Raw genomic sequence first — 22,413 nt, forward strand, 5'->3', positions numbered from 1 at the left:
ATTATACATAACAATATTTTAGTTCAATTCATTTAAAATACTTATAATTGCGTTACGAATATTATCGTCTGTAACGTCGCTAATTAATTCTTTTGGATAATACAGTTTATAGTCTTCTCGATGAATCCCAGTAATGCTAGAAATGACCAAGGATTCATTACTTATTTCTCTAATCGTGCCATTCCTTCTAAGTAAATGTATAGGCTGGCGGTTAGAACCGGGACGATCATAATCGTATGGTAAATCAGTAAATGATTCACTAACGAAGTAATAATTAGGATCTATACCTGCTTGAACAAATAAATCAGTCAGTTCCGTTATTGTAATAATTGAACCGTCAAATGGCATATATTTAAATAAATCTCTATTAATAAATCTACGTGCTAAATCACTTAAAATGGCGTCGTCTTCATTCACCCACGCTTTTAAATAATATTGCACTACTATTTCATCCAAATCGACATATTGGGCAATAGTTACCGTTTCCTCAAAGAAAGGAATAAAGTCAGTTGGGTACATTTTAAACTGATACCCTTCGTTATAAAGTTGTTTAGCGCGTTTCAAGCAGTTATTTAATAATACTTCTCCACCTCTACTAACAGGATGGAAATATATTTGCCAATACATTTGGTAACGACTCATAATGAAATTTTCTACAGCGTGCATACCGCTCTCTTTTATCAATACCTCGTCTTGAGATGGACGCATTAATCTCAATATACGTTCCATATCAAATTGACCGTAAGAAACACCTGTAAAATAAGCATCTCTTTGTAAATAGTCCATTCTATCCGCATCAATTTGTGAGGAGATCATTGAAATGACTAACTTATTATCATGGGTTTTATTTATTACATCCGCCACTTCTTGTGGAAATGTTGGTGAAACACGTGATAGCACTTCATTCACTTCAGTTGGACCTGTAATAATAGCTTGAGTGAAAGCTTCATGATCTGTATTAAATATCTTTTCAAAGCTATGAGAAAAAGGACCATGGCCTAAATCATGCAACAATGCTGCACACAAAGCTAGAGGCGCATCTTTATCATCCCACGCCTCTCTACCAGAAAATGACTCATCTATCAGTCGACGTACGATTTCATATACACCTAACGAGTGACCAAAACGGCTATGCTCTGCGGTATGAAACGATAGGTATAAGGTTCCCAATTGTTTAATTCTTCTCAAGCGTTGAAACTCTTTAGTTTTAATCAAATCCCAAATGATTTGATTTTTCACATGAATATATCTATGAATTGGATCTTTAAACACTTTTTCTTCTGGTAATTGTTGTGAAGCATATGTTGAATAAGTCAAATTTGTCCTCCTGTTCACTCACAATGTTAATTTAACGTTTTATTCATTAACGCTAAATTCATCGTTTCACCATACATAACATGATTATAAGAGCGTAAAATTTCAAACCCTTTATTTTTATAGAAATTTACAGCTTCTTCATTTTGATTATCGACTTCAAGATAAACTTCGTTATACTTTCCTTTGAATTGTGCTAACCCTTTGTCTAACAACTCAGAACCATAACCATGTTGTTGTGACACTGGCGTTACGTAATGCGCTGATAAATAAAGTTCTTTTCCATAAATAAAATTAGCAAAGCCAATAATTTCATTGTCTGCTTCGACAACGAGGAAAAGTTGTTCTTGTAATCTTTTAATTAAATGTTGCTCATTATATGAAGCAGCTAACAATTCATTTACTGTTGTAGCTGCGTAAATGTTTAAATATGTGTTATACCAAGCTTTTGTTGCGACATCTCTGATGCCTAAAACATCATTTGGTGTTGCCTTTCTAACTGTATACATGTTGTTGTCCCCCTATGAGATATAGGCTAATAATGTATTTATTATAACATAATTCTAATATGCAAAATATAATATTCAATTAAACTAGTGTTGTAAAAGTCCATTAGTAAAAAATATAACCGTATATGTAATCATGTCATTAAAAACTAGTGTTATTTCATATCGTGACGTTATATGACTTAAATTAGCTATGATAATTGTTTCAAATAAAAAGCTCGGTTCAATTGTGACATACATCATTCATTGAACCGAGCGTGTATAACCTATTTATATGATGATTATTGTTAGCGCTATCTTATTTTAAAGTTTCTTGCCATTCTCTAGCACGATTTAATGCATATGAATCTTTACTAATATCGCCAGGCCTTTCGGCTGTACCTATAATATAACCTTTTAATTGGCCACCTAAAAACTCTAATGCGTATTTCATTTGAGAAATACAAGGTTTTGCTTTTACTTTAGGAAAATCTCCGCCTACTAATATTAATCTAAAATCTTTCGTAGCCATTTGTTCTTTAAAATCTGAATAACGTTTGTCTACCAACGTTTCAGACCAGTGATCAATAAATGCTTTCATCGACGCAGATACACTATACCAATACACTGGTGATGCAAAAATAACTGTGTCACTAGCTAACACTCTATCGATAATTGTTTGATAATCGTCTTCATAACTGTCAATTGAGCCTTCTTCATGTCTCATATCTCTTACTGGATTAAATTGATATTGCGTTAAATCAATCCATTCGTAGTCATGTCCTTCTAATGCAAATCGAGCTAGTTGGGCAGTATTGCCTTCTGGCCTACTACCTCCAAACAAAACTGTAATCATAATATACTCCTTTGTTTTTATTTATTTTACAGGGAATAATTCTTCGATTTGTTCAATTTCGTCTTCTGTTAATTTTACTTCTACGGCTGTTAAATTATCTACAACTTGATTAGGCTTTTTAGCGCCTGGTATAACGACATCAAGAGAAGGCTTAGTTAAGTAATATGCTAAAACAACATGTGCGACATCAACGTTGTGATTATCTGCAATGCCACGTAATTTATCTACTTTAGCTAAATTTTCTTTGAATTTTTCACCTTGGAACTCTGGATTTTCAGCTCTTAAATCATCAAATTGTGAGTTTTCGTTATATTTACCTGCCAGTAATCCAGATACTAGTGGGAAATATGGAATGAAAGTAATATTATTCTCTGCAGTATATTTTAATATATCTTCATTCTCTCTATTTAGTAAATTATATTCAAGTTGCACAACATCTACGTCATTATTTTTATTTGCTTCTTTTAATTGATCTAATGTAAAGTTTGAAACGCCTATAGCTTTAATTTTACCTTCATCTTTTAATTCTTTTAACGCTGCAACAGCTTCATCTTTAGGTGTCTCATCATCTGGAAAATGAATATAATACAAATCAATATAGTCTAATTGTAAGCGTTCAAGACTTTTCAAGACTTGTTCTTTTAAAAATTCAGGTTTATTTGATAAATGTACGTTTTTCTCGGCATCAAAATAGTGCGCACCTTTGGTAGCAATCGCAAAATCTTCTCTCGGAAACTCTTTAACTGCTTCTCCGACAAGTTCCTCTGAACGTTCAGGACCATATATATAAGCAGTGTCTAATAGATTGATGCCGTTTCTAATCGCTGTACGCACAACTTCCTTACCCTGTTCTTCATCTAAATCTTTATATAAATTGTGACCACCTACAGCGTTAGTGCCAAGTGCTATAGGAAATACCTTAACATCTGATTTACCTAATGTAACTTTGTTGACCATGTATAAACATCTCCTTTTAGAAGTATTATTACCTATTTTAACTAAATATAACCATGAACAATAATAAGATGCCCATAAAAAAATAATGCGCGATGGTTAGAGTTGAAAGCAGCTTGATATAAGCGCATTTTCAATTCAGTCATCTACTGTCCATATAAAAGTAGAGTCTGCAGACAATATGATGTCCCAGACTCTAATTATTTTGATTTTTTCGTTGTGCAAGTTTTTCTTTTAACTTGCGGTCTTGTTCCTCTTTTCGTCTTTTACGTTCTTCATTACGTTTTCTAAGCCTTTCCTCTTCTTCAGGATCTCGTGGCTTGTCCAATTGTTTTTGGACTTTTTCTATCAATTCATCTTCTGTTAATGCAGCGATGGGACGGTTATTGACGAAGGCAAACGTTTTGCGACGACCCGGGCCACAATAAGATTGACAGCCTACTTCAATTTCGGCGTGCGCGTCTAATTTTGTTAATTTTTTAGTTAACGTTTTACAATTGACCGCTTGGCAATCATCACAAATTAAAAACTTATTTTGCACCTTCAATGCCTCCTATCAAAAATTTTGTCAGTCGTAATTTATCGATTTTAACTTTATTTATTGTACTCTTTTTGACCATAATTTCAAGTTTTAATTGAGGATCATGCATTTATACAGCATAAATAAATCGACCACCTTTATTTTAAGATAGTCGATTTTATTAACATTATTATTAAGTCCACCATAAATCCGGTGCAGGCTCTTCAATGTTCACACTATTTAGATTTGTCACAGCTTTTTGGAATCCTTCTTCAATAGACATAATAGGGTCTTCGTGTTCGATACTGACAACATAATCATAACCATACATACGTAAAGCACTAATGATATTACCCCATAAACTTGGTGCGTGACCATAACCTACCGTTCTAAAAGTCCAAGCACGCGTTTTTACTTCACTATAAGGTTGCATATCTGTTAAGCCATACATATTCACATTCTCTTGGTCAATATACGTATCCTTCGCATGAAAATGATGGATTGCGTTTTCCTTGCCTAAGATTTTTATTGCTGCAATAGGGTCAATACCTTGCCACCACAAATGGCTAGGATCTAAATTGGCACCTAATGCATCATTCGTAGCTTCTCTAAGCTTTAATAGCGTATAAGGTGTATGAACTAAAAAACCAGCATGTAATTCAATACCAATTTTTACATTGTGGTCTTTTGCATATTGAGCCGCTTCTTTCCAATAAGGAATTAACTTTTCTTCCCATTGCCATTTCAATACTTCAGAATATTCTGTTGGCCATGGCGTAACTGGCCAGTTTGGGTATGATGCATTTTCATCTGAACCAGCAACGCCAGAAAATGTATTCACTACTGGAATATCTAATAAATAGGCTAATTGTACAGTTTTTTTGAATGTTTCTTGTGCTTGTTTTGCCTGTGCCTTATTTGGTGAAATTGGATTATCATGACAACTTAAAGCACTGATTGTCAATCCTCGTTGATGAATTTTGTCGCTAAATTGTTGTCTTAGTTTGTCATCCTCTAATAATGCGTCAACATCACAGAAATCATTACCAGGATTACCGCCTGTTCCAATTTCGACTGCTTTTACACCAGCTTTAGCGACATGATCTAACATTTGTTCAAATTCTTTATCTTGAAACAATACAGTAAAAACGCCAATTTTCATTATGATTCCTCCTTACAAAATTATCTATTTAAATTTATGGCTTCTCCTCGTTCATCACTATGATAAATCGCTTCAATAATAGCGTTCACTTTTAATGCTTCTTCTGGTTGCACAACTAATTGTTCATTGCCTAAACAGCTATTAACAAAGTTTAGCGCTTGTCTATGTGCAGCCATTTGCTCATTATGTTCAGCTTCTGCAGTTTCAGTAACGAAAGTGCCATATTTTGGGGCATACGTTTCGAAAGGATAAACGTTTAATCCACCATCGACACCAGAAATACTAATATGCATTTTGTCTTCTTTAATGTTTGCCGACCATGAACATTCGAATTGCATAGATGAACCATCATCGAACGTTATAAAACTCGTCACATGATCATCGACATCGAATGTTTGATGGTTTATAACGCCCCATTCGTTTAATTGATTGGGTATTTTACTTAGTTTGTTATAGGTTTTACCTAAGACATTGACTGGTTGAACTTCTCCTAATATCCATAATGCTAAATCTAAAAAGTGACAGCCATAATCAATCAAACTACCGCCACCTTGCAATGACTTATTAGTAAAAACACCCCAACCAGGTACTTTTCTACGTCGTAATGCTTGCACTCTAATGACTAACGCCTCACCAACAATATGATCATCTATGGCTAATTTGGATCTGATTGCTGCATCAGTAAATCGATAATGATATCCAATGGCTAATAACTTATTGGCCTGTTTAGCTGCCTGAACCATTTGCTCGCATTCGTCTACTTTCATGGCCATCGGTTTTTCGCAAAACACATGCACACCTGCCGTTAATGCACTGACACTTATGTCACAGTGAAATTTATTGGGTGTACAAATTGTCACTGCATCAACGTCTTTAAACATATCCTCGTACTTTTGATACACGTTAGGAATATCAAATTTATGCGCTACAGTTTGCGCTAATTCATCATTGATATCCTGCACACCAATAATTTCCACTTGTTCTTCTAATTCTTTGAATGTTGGGATATGTCTACCTTGGGCAATGCCACCTACGCCGATAATTCCCATTTTCAATTTTCTCATTAAGCGTTATCTCCATGTTTGGGTTTAATAACTTCTAGTGGTTGTGCATTACCATATTGATGTTTAGGCGTTTGTGTATTTTGTGCCCACTTTACACCATTACGAATGACTTGTTGAATTTGCTCATTATAGTATGTTGGATAAGATTCATGACCAGGTCTGAAATAAAATATTTTCCCATTTCCACGTTTAAATGTAGCACCACTTCTGAACACTTCTCCGCCTTCAAACCAACTCATAAATACCGTTTCGTCCGGAGCCGGAATATCGAAATGTTCACCATACATTTCTTCTTTGTCCAATTCGATATAAGAAGGTATATTTGAAGCTATTGGATGCGTTGGATCTACAACCCATAGTCTTTCTTTTTCATCTGCTTCTCTCCACTTCAAGTCACAAGAAGTCCCCATCAAACTTTTGAATATTTTAGAAAAGTGACCAGAGTGTAAAACAATGAGCCCCATACCGTCTAAGACACGTTGATGTACGCGTGCGACAATGTCATCATTCACTTCGTCATGCGCCTTATGTCCCCACCAAACTAATACATCTGTTTGTGCTAAAATGTCTTCTGTCAAACCATGTTCTGGTTCATCTAGTGTCGCTGTCGTAACATTATGCTCTGTAGATAAAAAACTAGCGATTGTTTCGTGTATGCCTTGAGGATAAACCGCTCTAACTTGTTCATTTTCTTGTTCATGTCTATATTCATTCCATACAGTAATATTCACACTACATATCCCCTTTTCGAATTAATTAAAGTAAACTGCCTTACCTGTACGTGCAGATTCATAAATCGCTTCTAAAATCTGTGTAACGACCATTGCTTCCTGTGGTTTAACGACCGGATCGGTATCGTTTAATATGCTATCAATCCATGCCTGTGCCTCTACTTCAGCTTCATCTTCTTCCTCACCATCATAAAACGCAACGCCTTTGTTATCTAATTCAACCTTTGTTGTATATAATTTACTAAAATCTTCACCGTTCAGACGCAAACCATCTTTCATATCGGCGCCACCTTCAGTACCTGATAATGCACATTTTGCTTCGTCTTCGTCTAACGTATTTAACGCCCAACTTGACTCTAAAATAATCGTTGCACCATTCGTCATTTTAATATATCCAAAGGCGGAATCTTCTACCGTAAAATCTTTAGGATCCCAAGGCCCCCATGCATTCGCTGCATTTTCTTTTTTTCCTAATTTATGGAAGGTTGAACCCATAACAGACTCAGGTTTGTAATTGTTCATCATCCATAACGTTAAATCTAGCGCATGTGTTCCAATATCTATAAGTGGACCTCCCCCTTGTTTTTCTTCATCAAGGAATACACCCCAAGTAGGTACAGCTCTTCTACGAATTGCTTGTGCCTTTCCAAAATAAATATCTCCTAAGTCTCCACGTTGCGTGACATTATGCAGATATTGACTATCTGAACGAAATCTATTTTGATAGCCGATTGTTAATTTTTTATTATTACGCTCAGCTGCGGCAATCATTTCTTGTGCTTCTGTAGTAGATTTAGCCATCGGTTTTTCGCACATGACATGTTTACCGGCATCAAGCGCAGCGACGGTAATCTCTTTGTGAGATATATTTGGTGTACATACATGTACCACATCGATTTCATCATTTTCTAATAACTGTGTGTAATCTTTATATACTTGCGCGTTCTCAACGCCATATTCGATAGCCGCTTGTTCGGCTTTGTCTACTTCGACATCACAAAAACCAATTAACTTTACTGCTTCAATCTTCTCTAAACTCGGTAAATGTTTCCCGTTTGCGATACCGCCACAGCCTATAATTCCTACGTTTAATGTCATTGTGTTTCATCCTCTCACAGCATTTTAGAAAGCGTTTACATTTAATGGTAAATAAAAAAGATTTACCTTTATGTATATTTAATTTATAAATTTTTATAATTACATCGTAATATAATTCGTTCTTCTCACCAATAATTTTGACGTAATTAGAATTTATATATTAATATTAGAATATATTTCCAAAGTATGAAAAAATTTCTATTGCTAGGTGTGACAAATAAATGTTATTAGACCATTTGATTAACCAATATTATGATGATTTGAACGACAATGATTTGCATGTTATTAATATTATGCATAACAATATGCCCCAGTTGCCCACTATGAAAATACAAGAGCTGAGTCAACTTACACATACTTCTATTTCAACTATACATAGATTAGTGAAAAAACTAGGCTTCGAGGGCTATAGTGACTTTAAATTTTATACGAAATTAAAATCACAAGAAAATTCAAAGCAAGTCGAAGAAACACATTCAATTATCGAAGATGTACAACGTACTATTGAACATTTAGACATGCTTGATTACGATGCGTTAAATAATCTTATTGATGCAGCTCCTTTAATTTATATTTTCGGTACAGGTATGGCACAACAAAATGTTGCTCGTGACGCACAACGACACCTACTATCAATTTCTAAAAAGGTTATTTTACTTAACGATGAAAATGAATTAGCTATGGCAATCGATCAAATGACCAAAATTGATTTATTGTTTATTATTTCATTATCGGGTGAAACACAAAATATAATGCAACCTATACATATTTTAAAAGCACGTCAACTAAACTATGTTTCTATTACGACGTTACATGATAATTTTATCGCTCAAAATGCTAAATTTAATATTTACGTTAGCAGTACCCCACTACAATTCTTTAATAATATCCAATATCATAGTTTCACTCCTTATTATGTCATTTTTGATTACATCGTTCGTACATTTCACAACTATAAAATTGCACAAAAAAATAAGGATTAAACCTTATGTTATGTCTCAACTCAAAAGATAATTTTATCTGAGTTGGGACATATTTGTTTTGGTTCTATCCTTTATTATTGCCCGTGATGTATATTAAATTCTAATGGTTGTACATCATTGCGTTGCCATTCATCAAATATTGCGTTTTTATTAACATCACTGCGTATGATTGTAATACCACAGTCGCCACCACCTGCACCCGAAGTCTTCGCGGCACCACCATGTGCTTCAGCAATGTCACATAACGTTTTTAAATGCGGTGTTTCGATATCAACAGTAGCCTCACAATCCATCTGTTGAATAATCGAACGATTGTGACGAATCATCTGCTGTACACCTTTAATATGGTTAGTCTTAAATGCGTGAATTAACTTTTCTACACAAGCATGTGACTGTTCTAAAAATTTACCATAAAAAGTTGGATCAGATTTCAGTCTTTTAACTTCACTGACTAAATGATGAGAAGAAGCTGGAGAACCAGTCCATCCTATCAGAACTTCCATATTTTCTGGCGCTTGAAGTGGTTCGATGTGTAAACCTGGCCAGTTTTTTTTCAGTACTTCATTAACGGAAGTATCTTCAATTTGTTGCATCACCCATTCATGATCAAATGTACTATAAGCAAGCCACCCAGTATAAACACTTACTGCAATATCTCCACAAGAGCTTAAGCTTTGTAATTTCATGTTGGCAATAACCGCCAATTTATAAATATACAGGTTTGATAATTGCATATCATAAAATTCATTTAACGCTTTAACTATTGAAACGAGCACAGCCGCACTTGAGCCGAGGCCATATTTGTGACCTGAAGCATCATCCAAATTACTATCAATTGTTAGATGGAAATGTTTTAACTTAATATTGTTACTGCGAACATATTGTTCAAATACTTCTATTGCAGTAATGACGTACTTTAATTGTTTTGCAGCGTTCACATCAGACAGAACGATATTATCTTCACGGCGTTGGAAGGTAATTGGTTCGTGGTGTAATGTTTTTGAATGTATAGAACTTTGTGTTATATCCGCTTCTTCAATCGTTGCTGTTACGAAACGATCTACTGCTATTAATACAGATTTGTAACCTGGTTCGGTCACTGCATATTCTCCAGCGATATATAATTTACCGGGTGCTTTCACTTGAATCATTTTATCTCTTCCTTATTGTATAATTTCTACTCCAGAACGTGTAATGTCACTTGCTATAATCTTGTCATGTCCGAAATAACTTTCTAATTGCTCTACTACATATTGCTTATGTGTTTTTTCGACTAAAATTTTAACATTTGGGCCAGCATCCATAGTGAAATAACAAGGATGGCCTGCCTCTCTACATTGATGAACAATTTCCATTGCTTGATAACTATCTGCAACAAGATATGAAAATGGCGGTTGTGCACCTAAATTTGTCGCATGCATCCGTAAGCCATTGGCCTCAATAATTTCGCCCATACCTACAAAGTCTTTATGTGCGATAGCCGACTTCACATTGGCAATATCTTCATCAACATGATTTAACCAATATTGATAAAAGCGTGACGTATCTCTAGTTAAAGACATACCTGCACGGCTAGATACTTTTTTCGATTTATTATTAATAACTACAAAAATCATAGCTAAATCTTCTTCCCAATTGTTCGCATCAATTGGAAAACTATAAGACGAATCATCATCATGTCCTTTTTCCCATTCCACAAAGCCACCAAAAATGCTACGTGAAGCAGAACCTGAACCTCTCCGTGCAAGTTTAGATAAGTCACGTTTACTGTAATTTAGTTGCAAAGCTTCATTACAAGCTGCTGCTAAAGCGGCATATGCACTGGCAGAAGACGCTAACCCTGCTGCAGTTGGCACATAATTATTACTTTCTATATAAGCAAACATTGAGGTATTACTTTTAGCTCGTACCACATCCATATATTTACGGATTTTGGCACTTTCTTTATCATCTACTTCGACACCGTTTAATACTAACTTATCTTCGGTGTATGTTTCTTCAAAAGTGACTTTTGTTTCTGTATAAAAACGTTCTAATGACACCGATAAACTATTATTCATTGGTAAAATTAATTGTTCATCAGCTTTCCCCCAATATTTAATTAATGCAATATTCGTGTGCGCGCGCGCTTTACCACTTTTAGCCAAGTTGTTTACCCTCCTAAATATTCAATCCATGTATGATGCGCACCAAAATCATGGGCACTTTGTTGTATTTTTTGAGCAGTCTCAAGGTCCTCTGCGAGAAGTATCATACTGCCTCCTCTACCACTACCGGTTAATTTACCAGCTATAGCACCTTGTTTTTTACTTTCAGTTAAAATAAGTTCGATTTTTTCATGACTGACAGTTAAATCCCTTAAACATTCCTGACAAGAATTAAAAATAGTCGCTAACTTATTAAAATTAGAGTCTTTAATCGCGTCACTAGCATCATAAACCATTTTACCAATATGTTCGATATATTGCAGATATTTATCATCGGAATCACATAAATTATGTACATCTTCAACTGATTCTTTCGTCGAACCCTGTATTCCAGTATCTACAATGACCATGTATCCGTTCAACGTTAAAGCTTGTAAATTTTCGACATTACCTTGTTTAAACCATACCGGCTTATTTGAAACAATAGTTTGAGTATCAATGCCACTCGGTTTACCATGTGCAATTCTTTCTGACCAATTTGCTTCAGCAATTAATAATTCATCTGATAATGGTTGGTCTAAATAATCATAACTCGCTCTAATAAATGCTACCGCAAAAGCAGCACTTGAACCTAGACCACGTGAAGGCGGTAAATTTGTTTCAATCGTTACCTTAATAGGTTCTTTGACATTATGTTTTTCTTTAAAGCGTGTAGTTACTGCTTTTAAATGTTCAGGTGCAGTTGCTAAATCACCAGTATAAACATCACTCGAAATATATGATGCTTCGTTAGCGTCTCTTGATGTAATTGTTGCACGAACAATCCCTGAAGTGAATGGAATCGCAATAGCTGGTTGTCCAAACGTGACTGCATGTTCTCCAATTAATATTACTTTTCCATTTGCTTCACCATAACCATATTGTGTCATTTATCAATCACCTTTAGACTTTTTCTATAATTTATATTTTTCATTCATTTAACTTAATAATTATCGACCTTTAAAAACCGACAGATAGGAATTATTAAATTCATCTTAGTTTTTTTGAACTTCCAGGCATAAAAATTTCACACATTAAAGTTTATATTCTCACAATTTTATTGTTCTGTTATCGTACTATAGTCATATCTTTATAGTTATAAAAATTAATACCTGCTACTAATTTAATATCATACCACTTTATTATAGAACTCATTCGCAATATATTCAAAAATCTGAGTACTATTTTTTAATAAAAGGAACAATCTACATACTTTATATATATTACTTGGTCTAAATTTATAATTCAATAATAAATAGGCGGCACGCTAATAAATTAGCACACCCGCCTATTTTACCAATTAATTGCTTTCTTTCTACAGCACGATATATTAGTTTTCCATAGAATTATTAATCTTTTCATTTCGCGCAATCATTTTATCAAAATAGCCTTCATAGCGAGACCATTCAATGTCTGTAATAGGTTCCATATTTAAACGACCACCTAAGTCTTTTAACGCATAAAGCAGTTGGAACATCACATCTTGTACCGTAATTTCTCGGTCTAATAATGTTGCTAAGGACGCCATACAATTAGGTTCAATATGAGGATAAGTGAATTTAGTATCTTGTCCTTGTTTAGCTCTGTCGTAAAATGTTTTCATCATTTGTGCACGTTCAGCACCAGAACCTTCAACACATAAATACACTTGAACGGCTATACCGCCTCTGACACGTCTTTGAGATATACCAGCAAATTTTTTACCGTTGATACTTAAATCAAATTTCCCCGGACAATACGAACGTTCAATTTCGTGTGTTGCTATGTCAACGTCTTCGTCTTCAAACATTTTAGCAACAAGTAAGTACATTACACTAAAAGCTTCATCTATTGTAGTTTCTGTTTTGCCTTTGAAAATTAAAGAAATATTTAAAATACCTTGGTCTAAAACGACACCTAGGCCACCAGAGTTTCTAACTATGGCATTATAACCCTGTTCATCTGTTAAATAACGGATGCCATCGCTTAAAAAAGGTAGACGCGAATCATGGATACCTAAAATAACAACGTGTTGATGAATCCAAGTACGTACGACGTTACTTGATTCTTCTCTTCCTACGCTTTCAGAAAAAGTGTCATCAAATGCAAATGATTGCATCGGTTCTAAACCTGAAGAATGATCAATGTAACGCCAGTCAACGCCATTGAAATATTTACTTGCTATATCCATTATTGTAATGATTGAGCCGCTGTAATAATAGATAGGTTATAAACGTCTTCTGTTGAACAACCACGTGATAAATCATTAACTGGTGAGTTAAGACCTTGTAATACTGGGCCTACTGCATCATAACCACCTAAACGTTGTGCAATTTTATAACCTATATTACCAGCTTCCAAGCTTGGGAATATAAATACATTAGCATCGCCTTGTATTTGCGCATCTGGCGCTTTTTTCTTAGCTACTTCCGGTACAATAGCTGCATCAAATTGGAATTCCCCATCAACTACAACGTCTGTTAAGTTGTCTTCTTTAATTTTTTGTTGCGCTAATTCAACTGCTGTAGAAACTTTTTCAACATCGTCAGATTTAGCTGAACCTTTAGTTGAGAAACTTAGCATTGCTACGCGCGGAGACATACCGAATGATTGTGCCGATTTAGCACTTTCAACTGCAATTTCTGCTAAGTCTTGCGCTTCTAATGTAGGATTGATCGCACAATCTCCGAAGATATATTGTTTATCATCTTTAATCATGAAGAAGATACCTGATGTTTTAGACACACCTGGTTTTGTTTTGATGATTTGTAAAGCTGGACGTACAGTATCCCCTGTAGAGTGAGCAGCGCCACTAACTAATCCTTCAGCTTTACCAGTATAAACAAGCATAGTGCCAAAATAGTTTACATCGTTTAACATTTCTTGTGCTTGTTCTTCTGTAGCTTTACCTTTACGACGTTCTACAAAAGCAGCAACTAATTCACTACGTAATTCACTTGTAGCCGGATCTATAATTTCTAACTTTGAAATATCTAAGTTTTTTTCGCTTGCTAAAGCTTTTACATGAGCTTCGTTTCCTAGTAAAACAGGTGCAACTAAATCACTTTCTTGTAATTGTACAGCCGCTGTTAATACTCTTTCATCTTCACCTTCAGGTAAGACGATTCTTACATTTTTTCCTGAAAGTTTTTGTTGTAATACATCTAATAAAGACATAATAGCCTCCTTGAATATTTATGTTTAGTTATTTTCCAATGCTATTATACGCTATTTTTGTTCATAATTCCATGTCACGAATTTGTAATCATTTACTTATGTTATAACGTTTCCTTTATGATAAAATTTTTATTGAGATAAGATTAATTAATACAAAAGGAGCGATTTTAATGCCACAAGCACCAGAAACTTTAGATGGTTGGTACAGCTTACATTTATTTTACGCTATAGATTGGACAACTTTACGTTTAGTTCCAGAAACAGATCGTCAAACGATGGTTGAGGAATTGCAATCATTTTTAACTAAACATGAATCTGCACGTAATAATAATGCCGGAGATCATGCTTTTTATAATATTACAGGTCAGAAAGCCGACATTTTACTGTGGGTCTTAAGACCTGAATTAAAAGATTTAAATGCTGTAGAAAATGAATTTAACAAACTACAAATTACAGACTATTTAATCCCAACATATTCATACGTTTCAATTATTGAATTAGGTAATTATCTAGCTGGTAAATCAGACGAAGACCCATATGAGAACCCACATATTAAACCTAGATTATTCCCTGAATTACCAACATCAGAATATATTTGTTTCTATCCTATGGATAAACGTCGTAATGAAACTTATAACTGGTATATGTTACCTCTTGAGAAACGCCAAGAGTTAATGTATAACCATGGTAAAATCGGACGTAAATATGCTGGTAAAATCAAACAATTCATTACAGGTTCTGTTGGATTAGACGATTACGAATGGGGCGTTACATTATTTGCTGACGATCCATTACAATTCAAAAAAATAGTTTATGAAATGAGATTCGATGAAACTACAGCTCGTTATGGTGACTTTGGTAGTTTCTATGTAGGACAAATTATTCAAAGTGAACAATTGCCTTCATTCTTCGCACTTTAATTTTTATAAAAAAAAAAGCGTCTGAACTAATTAGTTCAGACGCTTTTGTAGTGTGTTTGGGAGAACTTTTTCACTACAACAAATTCAGTCAATATTGTCGCTACTCAATATCAAATTATTTTGTTAACCAATTCAAACGAACGGTTAACATTATTATACATTTAAATTATAGGTTGTTGCAAACTTTTTTGCATTTCAAATTAAATTTTGCCAATTCAAACGTTTTTACGTATTTATTTTGCTAATGTAAAACAAAAATTGTATTCCATGTTACAATAAAAATTCCTTAGTGAAATTAAATAATATTTGGTGATAACATGACAACTATAAATCAATCAATTGAACATTCCAACGAAAAACTGATTAAAGATGTGGTTGTACTTGCTGGCCGTATTTTACTTGAATCAGGCGCTGAAGGTACAAGAGTAGAAGATACTATGACACGTATCGCAAATGCGCTTGGTTACACAGAAAGTAATAGCTTTGTAACCAACACAGTAATCAATTTTATGTTACATAATGAATCTAATCCAAGGATTTTCAGAATAAAGTCTCGTGATACTAACCTATTTCGTATTTCACGTACAAATGGTGTATCCCGAAAAATTGCTAAAAATGAAATATCCTTAGAAGATGCATATAAAGAATTAGAAAAAATATATAGTGAACAAAGTATACAACATGATTTAATTTATAAATTTATCGCTGCAAGTGTAATATCTGTCAGCTTTTTATATTTACAGGGCGGTCACTTAATAGATGTCTTCACGGCTTTATTTGCAGGTGCATTTGGCTATATCGTTGTAGAAATTTTAGACCGTAAATTGCATGCACATTTTATACCTGAATTTTTTGGCGCATCCGTTATCGGTTTATTTGCGGTTTTAGGAAATGCTTTATTTCCTGGTGGTTCTATAGAAACAATAATTATAGCTGCCGTCATGCCTATCGTACCAGGTGTATTAATAACTAACGCAATACAAGATTTATTTGGTGGACATATGTTAATGTTTACAACCAAATCACTCGAGGCGCTCGTTACCGCCTTTGGTATTGGCGCAGGCGTTGGTACAATTTTAATCATAGTTTAGGAGAGCTGCCTATGTTTTGGATATTAAATTTAATATTTAGTTATGCTGCATCATTGTTCTTCGGCGTTATTTTTGACGTTCCAAAACGCCTCTATAATACTGCTGGTATCGTAGGAGCAAGTGGCTGGATGGTATACGTCTTCTTCTCGGAAGGTTTAGAAACTCATAAAATTTATAGTAGCTTTTTTGGTAGTTTAGCTTTAGGACTACTGAGTCACATTATGGCTCGCTTAAAAAAAGAACCTGCTATTATTTTTATGATTCCTGGTATTATTCCTTTAGTACCAGGGGGATTAGCCTTTGATGCTACAAAAAGTTTAGTCTTAGTGCAATTTAGTAAGGCGATCGATACAATGTTGGAAGTTACTTTAATAGCAGGTGCTATAGCTTTAGGGTTATTATTTGCCGATCAATTTTGGAAATTAATGATCTCCGGCACGAAACATACGCGTCGTAAAATATAACTAAACACTATCGTCTTAGTACAATACTAGGGCGATAGTTTTTGCATTAAACTGAAACTACTTTACTGTTGCGTTGACGTTTTAAGAAAACTACTAGGAATAATGATGCAAAGTAATAAAATCGTGGCAAATAAAAAGCTCCAGTGGTAACCGGCAACCGAATGACTAGCAGTCGTATGAATATGATACGTATAGCTAGCTACAATCGTTGCAATAATAGCAGTACCAAAAGTCGTACCTAATTGTTCAATTATATTCACGCCTACACCCGCTTCAGGCAATTGTTCTTCTTCAAGTCCTATATAAGCATTACTTGTTAAAGGTAACATGATACCCCCTACGCATAACCCACGTACAAATAATGTTATTAATATCCAAATCATGGGTGTATGCTCTGTAATGAATATTAATGGCACCGAACCTATAAGAGATAAAATAATACTAATTAGCAGCACGCGCTTCGCGCCATATTTATCTGTAGCTTTACCAATAAATGGTCTAGTAATTAACATCCCTACACCTTGTGGCATAAGTGCTATCGCTGCTTGTATTTCTGTATAGTGTTTAAACGTTTGGAAAAATAATGGCAAGATGATCATAGGTCCTAAAATTGCCATATTTGCTAATAACAGCCCGACACTTGATACAGCGAAATTTCTCGTTTTAAAAAGTTCTAACGGCAAAACAGTAGGTCTTGTACTTATTCGGTCATAAAAGACATACGCAATAAACATAACTGCACTAATTATTATAAATAGCACCGTATTTGTATGATTAACATGATTATATTGAGAAACAACAGTAACACCATAAATGACTGACACTGTGAACACTCCTAATAAAAGCAGCCCTATAAAATCTAATTTTTGATGTTTCTTAAATGGCTCAAATTGAGGTAAATTTTTCAACATCAACGGTACTGCAATGATTGTGACTATAACGTTAATGAAAAATAACCATTGCCATGAAGCCAATTGTAATAACACACCACCTAAAACTGGACCTAATATCGGACCTAATATCATAGGTGTCGTTACAATAGCAATCACACGTCCTAAATAGGCTTCACCGGCAACTTTTACTAACAACGTTGACATTAGCGTAGTAATAATACCGGCACTAAAGCCTTGAATCACTCTCAATATTATAAATAATATGACAGAATTACTTAATCCAACACACAATGAAATAAAACCAAAAGTAATCACGGCATTGATAAATACACGCTTGCCATTAAATTTGTTCATCAACCAGCCTGAAATTGGTACAGCTAATGCTAAGGCTAATATATATCCTGTAATCGCCCATTGTAATACGCTTAAAGTTGTATGAAATGTAGCTGATAATTGTTTTATCGCAATGTTTACCATCGTGGAATCTAACATTGGCGCAATTGCACCTAAAGCGATAGACCATGCAACTACTAAAATGTGGTGTGGAATTTTATCATGAGATTCTCGTTCCATAAATACACCCTTTCAATAATGTTTCTTCAGAAACAAAATAATAAACCTATATTGTTTCCTTGTCAACAAAAATTCTACAATAAAAAAACTACCAACTAATATTTCATGTACATTAGCTGGTAGAACATGCATTTCCATCACGTATAAGTCTACTTATTATGACTTTGATGTTTAATTTCCTTATCAAGATGTGCAGAATACTGCTCAATAAAAGATAACATTGCATCGTATTGCTCATCTTCGACGTTGTCAAAAACTTGGCGATCTCTTTCTTGAAATTGTGCATGTAAACGTTCATGTATAGTAAAAACTTCATAGCCTTTTGTTGTTAATTTGAAATAAATTTCTTTTTTGTTATCATCTCTTTGATAACTTTCTATTAATTCTTTGGCTAATAATTTCTTCATTAATTTACTAATCGCACCCCGTGTCATGTATAATTCGCGTGATAACTTTTGGACATTTGGATGGTCTATTTCTTGAATAGCTTGCACACAGTGAACTTCAGTAGCCGTATACCCTTTAAGTTCTTTTTGCATTTGTGGTTTATTTAACCACACTATTTTTTGATAAAGTGATCTCATTTCAGTAATGAGTTTTTCTTCTTTATTCATCGCTACACCTCATAAATACGATTCACATCAATTGTAGCCTTATCATAACATTTCTTTATAAATAAATGCTATATCAGGGAAATATGCAAAGGGAGAGGGACAAAAATCTTATTTTTATAAGAAGATTTTGTAGTCCCGCCACAGCAAGGATGACTAGCATTGAAAACAGCTTTATACAAGCGCATTTTCAATTCAGTTATCTACTGTTCATATAAAAGTAGAGCCTGAAGACAGTATGTCCCAGGCTCTTTCCTAGTTATTTTTTATCTTCTTCATGTAAAATATCTTCAACTTCTGCATCCGTTCTATTTAAGATCATTTGACTTAAATAATCGTTATTCATACGCTTCAATTTAGGATAACGCACAATAAAGAAGATTAATCCAAGTATCGTCCAACCACCTAATGCGATGTACGAAGGCATTGATAGTCCAGCCGGCGATCCTGGAATTAATAATAATAGTAAAAATATAAATGCTACGATAGAACCTAAAATCGCAAATGTTTTATATATAGGGCCATAAGTGTTGCTGTTTTTATTGTAACTAAACAATTTAACAGCTGACAGACATGTAATTAAATATGCTATCGATACGCCTGTTGAAGACATATCAACAATCCAAGTTAATGCCGTACGACCTAACCATGGCGCAATTAAAGTTATTGCTACTAAGAATATAATTGCGATATAAGGCGTTTTATATTTCTTATGCAATTTGCTAAATACTGACGGCATAATACCAGAACGCCCCATTGAGAATAGCAATCTGCTTGAACTCATTAAAAAGCCATTTAAACCAGTAAATATCCCCATCATTATTGCAATAGCTAGCACAGCTAAACCTATATAGCCAAAAGCTTCTTGCGTTTCAGCACCAGTTAACCACAGGCTACCATTTAAACTTTTAGAACTTGTACTTAACCAGCCTGTAAATAATAGCATTACGACATATGTGAGTGCAGACGCTAATAAACTATACACAATAAGTTTAAAAGTTTTGTTCGGTGAAAAATCAAATTCTTCTGCAGTTTGTGGGATATTATCAAAGCCGACATATGCCCACGGTGCGACTGCAACAATCATTATAATAGAAGTAAACCATCCTTCAGATTTACTTGCTAATGGTTGAAGATTATCAAGGGCAAAGTTATGACCAAAAAATGATCCAAAGAATAATAATAAAATCGTAATAACCATTGCCACACAGAAATAATATTGTAATGAACCAGAGACACTAGCACCCTTAATTGCTATAAACATAAACACTAAGAGCAATACTGACGCAATAATAATTTCTGTTATATAAACATCCCAACCTGCTATCGTATATAACTTGCCTTTTTCTAAAATATTAGGCATTAAAAACTTTATTAACAAACTAAATGCGGTAGCGTTCAAAGCTACGACACAAATATATCCAAATGTTAAAAACCATGATGAGAAAAAACTTACGTATCTACCGAATCCCAAGAAACTAAAGGCGAATGCGCCGCCAGATACTGGGAAACGTTCTACTAAAGCACCATAACTCACTGCAATTAAAATCATTAATAAAGCGCCTATTGTAATACCAATCGCAGCTGCAATTGGGCCTGATTGACCAATCCAATCACCAGGTAAAATAAACGCACCCCAACCAATACATGAACCATATGCAATGGCCCATACAAATTTTTCAGAAAGATTCTGCTTCAAATCTCCCCTATCCACATTTACATTTTTATTACTCATAAAAAACTCACCTCATGGAGAGTATTATACCCATAAGATAAGCTTTTGTAACATAGGTAATTTTACAATTTAATTGTTGCGATGACTAACAACAACCATCCTGCTAAAAACATCAAACCACCAATTGGCGTGATTGCACCTAATATTTTAATTTGTGTTAACGCTAAAATATATAATGATCCACTAAAGAATACGATACCGCCAAAAAGTAACCATCCTGACCAATTGACATTCATTGACGTCGTACCGCTAATAATACCTAGCGCAATAAGCCCTAAACCATGATACATTTGGTAAGTTGTTGCCTTTTCCCAAACTGACATATACTTATCTGATAACTTGCCCTCTAAACCATGTGCGCCAAAAGCACCAGTTGCTACTGACATGAGTGCATTTAAAGCACCTAAAATTATAAATAGCTTCATTATTATTAAGCTCCTTCTCTATTTTTAAAAATCAAAAATTGAATCGCCATTACCTATATTATCATCTGTAGTTAATTTAGATCCTTGCGTTGAATTTTGAACAGATGATTGTTGTTGCATAGTTGAAGGCACTTTCGCCCCCATCGCTTGCAACTCTTCTGCACTAATATCCATTGATTTATTGCTGCTGTTTTGATTTGAGTTATGAACTGATTTCTTAAATGAAGACGCTACATTATATGTATTGTCTCTCGTTTTTCTATTATTACTTGTACTATTAGTATAAAGTGACGTTAATGTATGAATGGCATACATATGCTTTTCAAAATCTGAATCACTTTGTGCTTCATCAGCTTGTACAAGTTCATGTTCGATTAATTCGATAATATGTTCTTTATTCATTGTCATTTCGCTCACCTTCACACCAATTTATTGGTTGAATTCCCTTTGATTCCAAATAGTTATTAGCTTTCGAGTAAGGTTTCGAACCAAAAAAGCCTCTATAAGCTGATAATGGACTTGGATGAGGTGCTTTAATGATGCAATGTTTACTAGTATCTATTAATTTAATTTTTTGTTGCGCAGGTTTCCCCCATAAAATAAACACAACATTAGATAAATTTTGAGATACAGCTTGTATCACTTCATCAGTAAAAGTTTCCCAACCTATCTCTTTATGCGAATGCGCTTCTCCTTGGCGTACCGTAAGCACTGTATTTAACAACAGCACACCTTCTCGAGCCCAGTCTTGTAGATGTGGTGCATTTCTTACACAACCAATATCATCTTCTAATTCTTTATACATATTTCTTAAAGAAGGTGGAAACTTTGCATTCGGTTGTACAGAAAACGCCAGCCCGTGCGCTTGATTTGGACCATGGTATGGATCCTGACCTAATATTACTACCTTAACATTATTAAAAGGCGTTAAATCGAAAGCTTGATAAATATTTTCTTTATCGGGATAAACTATTTTAGTAGAATATTCATGTTCTAAAAAATCGTGCATTTCTTTGAAATCATGACGATTAGTTATATCGTGGAACACCTCTGACCATTCCATAGATTTCACCTCACCGAATATCATAACATATCACTACCTTAAAGTTACCAAGAATATTCTTTATAAATATGACGATTTTATTGCATCTATTATAATAGAAAGAGTTAAGTTGAAAATCTTAATTGACGA

Annotated in this window: 24 protein-coding genes; 4 read left to right on the plus strand and 20 right to left on the minus strand. The window is 34.3% G+C overall.

All coding sequences use genetic code 11. From position 1 onward, the window contains the following. Window positions 1-18: 18 nt before the first annotated feature. From RPL90_RS04505 to RPL90_RS04545, 9 genes are all read right to left on the minus strand, one after another. Complete coding sequence (locus RPL90_RS04505) at window positions 19-1,317, minus strand: HD domain-containing protein (RefSeq protein WP_313545957.1); 1,299 nt, start codon at window positions 1,315-1,317, stop codon at window positions 19-21. Window positions 1,318-1,343: 26 nt separating this feature from the next. Further along, the gene (locus tag RPL90_RS04510; protein WP_313545959.1) at window positions 1,344-1,823 is read right to left on the minus strand and encodes a GNAT family N-acetyltransferase; all 480 of its coding nucleotides are present in this window, start codon (window positions 1,821-1,823) and stop codon (window positions 1,344-1,346) included. 295 nt (window positions 1,824-2,118) lie between these two features. Next, entirely contained in the window at window positions 2,119-2,655 is a 537-nt protein-coding gene (locus tag RPL90_RS04515) for a flavodoxin family protein (RefSeq protein ID WP_313545961.1), read from the minus strand. 21 nt (window positions 2,656-2,676) lie between these two features. Next, the gene (locus tag RPL90_RS04520; RefSeq protein ID WP_313545962.1) at window positions 2,677-3,612 is read right to left on the minus strand and encodes an aldo/keto reductase; all 936 of its coding nucleotides are present in this window, start codon (window positions 3,610-3,612) and stop codon (window positions 2,677-2,679) included. 193 nt (window positions 3,613-3,805) lie between these two features. Then, window positions 3,806-4,150: a DUF1450 domain-containing protein gene (locus RPL90_RS04525; RefSeq protein ID WP_313545963.1), complete on the minus strand. Its 345-nt coding sequence runs from the start codon at window positions 4,148-4,150 to the stop codon at window positions 3,806-3,808. Between the two features lie 172 nt (window positions 4,151-4,322). Further along, window positions 4,323-5,291: a sugar phosphate isomerase/epimerase family protein gene (locus tag RPL90_RS04530; RefSeq protein WP_313545965.1), complete on the minus strand. Its 969-nt coding sequence runs from the start codon at window positions 5,289-5,291 to the stop codon at window positions 4,323-4,325. Window positions 5,292-5,311: 20 nt separating this feature from the next. Continuing rightward, window positions 5,312-6,355, minus strand: coding sequence for a Gfo/Idh/MocA family protein (locus tag RPL90_RS04535; protein WP_313545966.1), 1,044 nt, complete (start codon window positions 6,353-6,355; stop codon window positions 5,312-5,314). After that, window positions 6,355-7,086: a ThuA domain-containing protein gene (locus RPL90_RS04540; RefSeq protein ID WP_313545967.1), complete on the minus strand. Its 732-nt coding sequence runs from the start codon at window positions 7,084-7,086 to the stop codon at window positions 6,355-6,357. The genes RPL90_RS04535 and RPL90_RS04540 overlap by 1 nt, the downstream gene beginning before the upstream one ends. A gap of 21 nt (window positions 7,087-7,107) precedes the next feature. Continuing rightward, the gene (locus tag RPL90_RS04545) at window positions 7,108-8,184 is read right to left on the minus strand and encodes a Gfo/Idh/MocA family protein (RefSeq protein WP_313545968.1); all 1,077 of its coding nucleotides are present in this window, start codon (window positions 8,182-8,184) and stop codon (window positions 7,108-7,110) included. A gap of 221 nt (window positions 8,185-8,405) precedes the next feature. On the opposite strand from RPL90_RS04545, the gene RPL90_RS04550 reads away from it, so the two are divergent. Continuing rightward, a complete protein-coding gene (locus RPL90_RS04550) occupies window positions 8,406-9,167 on the plus strand; it encodes a MurR/RpiR family transcriptional regulator (protein ID WP_313545970.1) in 762 nt (253 codons plus the stop codon). 74 nt (window positions 9,168-9,241) lie between these two features. On the opposite strand, the gene RPL90_RS04555 is transcribed toward RPL90_RS04550, so the two are convergent. The 5 genes from RPL90_RS04555 to pta form a co-directional block, all read right to left on the minus strand. Further along, entirely contained in the window at window positions 9,242-10,318 is a 1,077-nt protein-coding gene (locus tag RPL90_RS04555) for a phosphomevalonate kinase (protein ID WP_313545971.1), read from the minus strand. Between the two features lie 12 nt (window positions 10,319-10,330). Next, entirely contained in the window at window positions 10,331-11,314 is a 984-nt protein-coding gene (gene mvaD, locus RPL90_RS04560; protein ID WP_313545972.1) for a diphosphomevalonate decarboxylase, read from the minus strand. Window positions 11,315-11,319: 5 nt separating this feature from the next. Further along, window positions 11,320-12,243, minus strand: a complete 924-nt coding sequence (gene mvk, locus RPL90_RS04565) for a mevalonate kinase (protein WP_313545973.1) — start codon at window positions 12,241-12,243, stop codon at window positions 11,320-11,322. 440 nt (window positions 12,244-12,683) lie between these two features. After that, complete coding sequence (locus RPL90_RS04570; RefSeq protein ID WP_313545974.1) at window positions 12,684-13,523, minus strand: lipoate--protein ligase family protein; 840 nt, start codon at window positions 13,521-13,523, stop codon at window positions 12,684-12,686. Next, window positions 13,523-14,512 carry a phosphate acetyltransferase gene (pta, locus tag RPL90_RS04575; RefSeq protein WP_313546061.1) on the minus strand — a complete coding sequence of 330 codons (990 nt, stop codon included), beginning with the start codon at window positions 14,510-14,512 and terminating at the stop codon, window positions 13,523-13,525. Before pta ends, RPL90_RS04570 begins: the two co-directional genes overlap by 1 nt. A 167-nt stretch (window positions 14,513-14,679) precedes the next feature. On the opposite strand from pta, the gene hemQ reads away from it, so the two are divergent. From hemQ to RPL90_RS04590, 3 genes are all read left to right on the plus strand, one after another. Further along, window positions 14,680-15,429, plus strand: coding sequence for a hydrogen peroxide-dependent heme synthase (hemQ, locus tag RPL90_RS04580; RefSeq protein WP_103295064.1), 750 nt, complete (start codon window positions 14,680-14,682; stop codon window positions 15,427-15,429). A 317-nt stretch (window positions 15,430-15,746) separates the two neighbouring features. Beyond that, window positions 15,747-16,520, plus strand: coding sequence for a threonine/serine exporter family protein (locus RPL90_RS04585; protein ID WP_313545975.1), 774 nt, complete (start codon window positions 15,747-15,749; stop codon window positions 16,518-16,520). An 11-nt stretch (window positions 16,521-16,531) separates the two neighbouring features. Beyond that, window positions 16,532-16,984, plus strand: a complete 453-nt coding sequence (locus RPL90_RS04590) for a threonine/serine exporter family protein (protein ID WP_313545976.1) — start codon at window positions 16,532-16,534, stop codon at window positions 16,982-16,984. Between the two features lie 62 nt (window positions 16,985-17,046). Here RPL90_RS04590 and RPL90_RS04595 read toward each other — a convergent pair whose 3' ends face one another. From RPL90_RS04595 to RPL90_RS04620, 6 genes are all read right to left on the minus strand, one after another. After that, window positions 17,047-18,450 carry an MDR family MFS transporter gene (locus tag RPL90_RS04595; protein ID WP_313545977.1) on the minus strand — a complete coding sequence of 468 codons (1,404 nt, stop codon included), beginning with the start codon at window positions 18,448-18,450 and terminating at the stop codon, window positions 17,047-17,049. Window positions 18,451-18,599: 149 nt separating this feature from the next. Next, window positions 18,600-19,064: a MarR family transcriptional regulator gene (locus tag RPL90_RS04600; RefSeq protein ID WP_313545978.1), complete on the minus strand. Its 465-nt coding sequence runs from the start codon at window positions 19,062-19,064 to the stop codon at window positions 18,600-18,602. Between the two features lie 256 nt (window positions 19,065-19,320). Continuing rightward, on the minus strand, window positions 19,321-20,796 hold the full coding sequence (locus RPL90_RS04605; RefSeq protein WP_313545980.1) for an APC family permease: 1,476 nt from the start codon (window positions 20,794-20,796) through the stop codon (window positions 19,321-19,323). Between the two features lie 62 nt (window positions 20,797-20,858). Then, window positions 20,859-21,221 carry a DUF423 domain-containing protein gene (locus tag RPL90_RS04610; RefSeq protein ID WP_107628054.1) on the minus strand — a complete coding sequence of 121 codons (363 nt, stop codon included), beginning with the start codon at window positions 21,219-21,221 and terminating at the stop codon, window positions 20,859-20,861. Window positions 21,222-21,245: 24 nt separating this feature from the next. Beyond that, a complete protein-coding gene (locus tag RPL90_RS04615; protein WP_313546063.1) occupies window positions 21,246-21,623 on the minus strand; it encodes a DUF5327 family protein in 378 nt (125 codons plus the stop codon). Then, window positions 21,616-22,284 (minus strand): uracil-DNA glycosylase, encoded by a 669-nt coding sequence (locus RPL90_RS04620; RefSeq protein WP_313545984.1) that lies wholly within the window; start codon window positions 22,282-22,284, stop codon window positions 21,616-21,618. The genes RPL90_RS04615 and RPL90_RS04620 overlap by 8 nt, the downstream gene beginning before the upstream one ends. Window positions 22,285-22,413: the final 129 nt, after the last annotated feature.

This window comes from Staphylococcus kloosii, from assembly GCF_032139365.1.
In the GTDB taxonomy this organism is placed as follows: Bacteria; Bacillota; Bacilli; order Staphylococcales; family Staphylococcaceae; genus Staphylococcus; species Staphylococcus kloosii_A.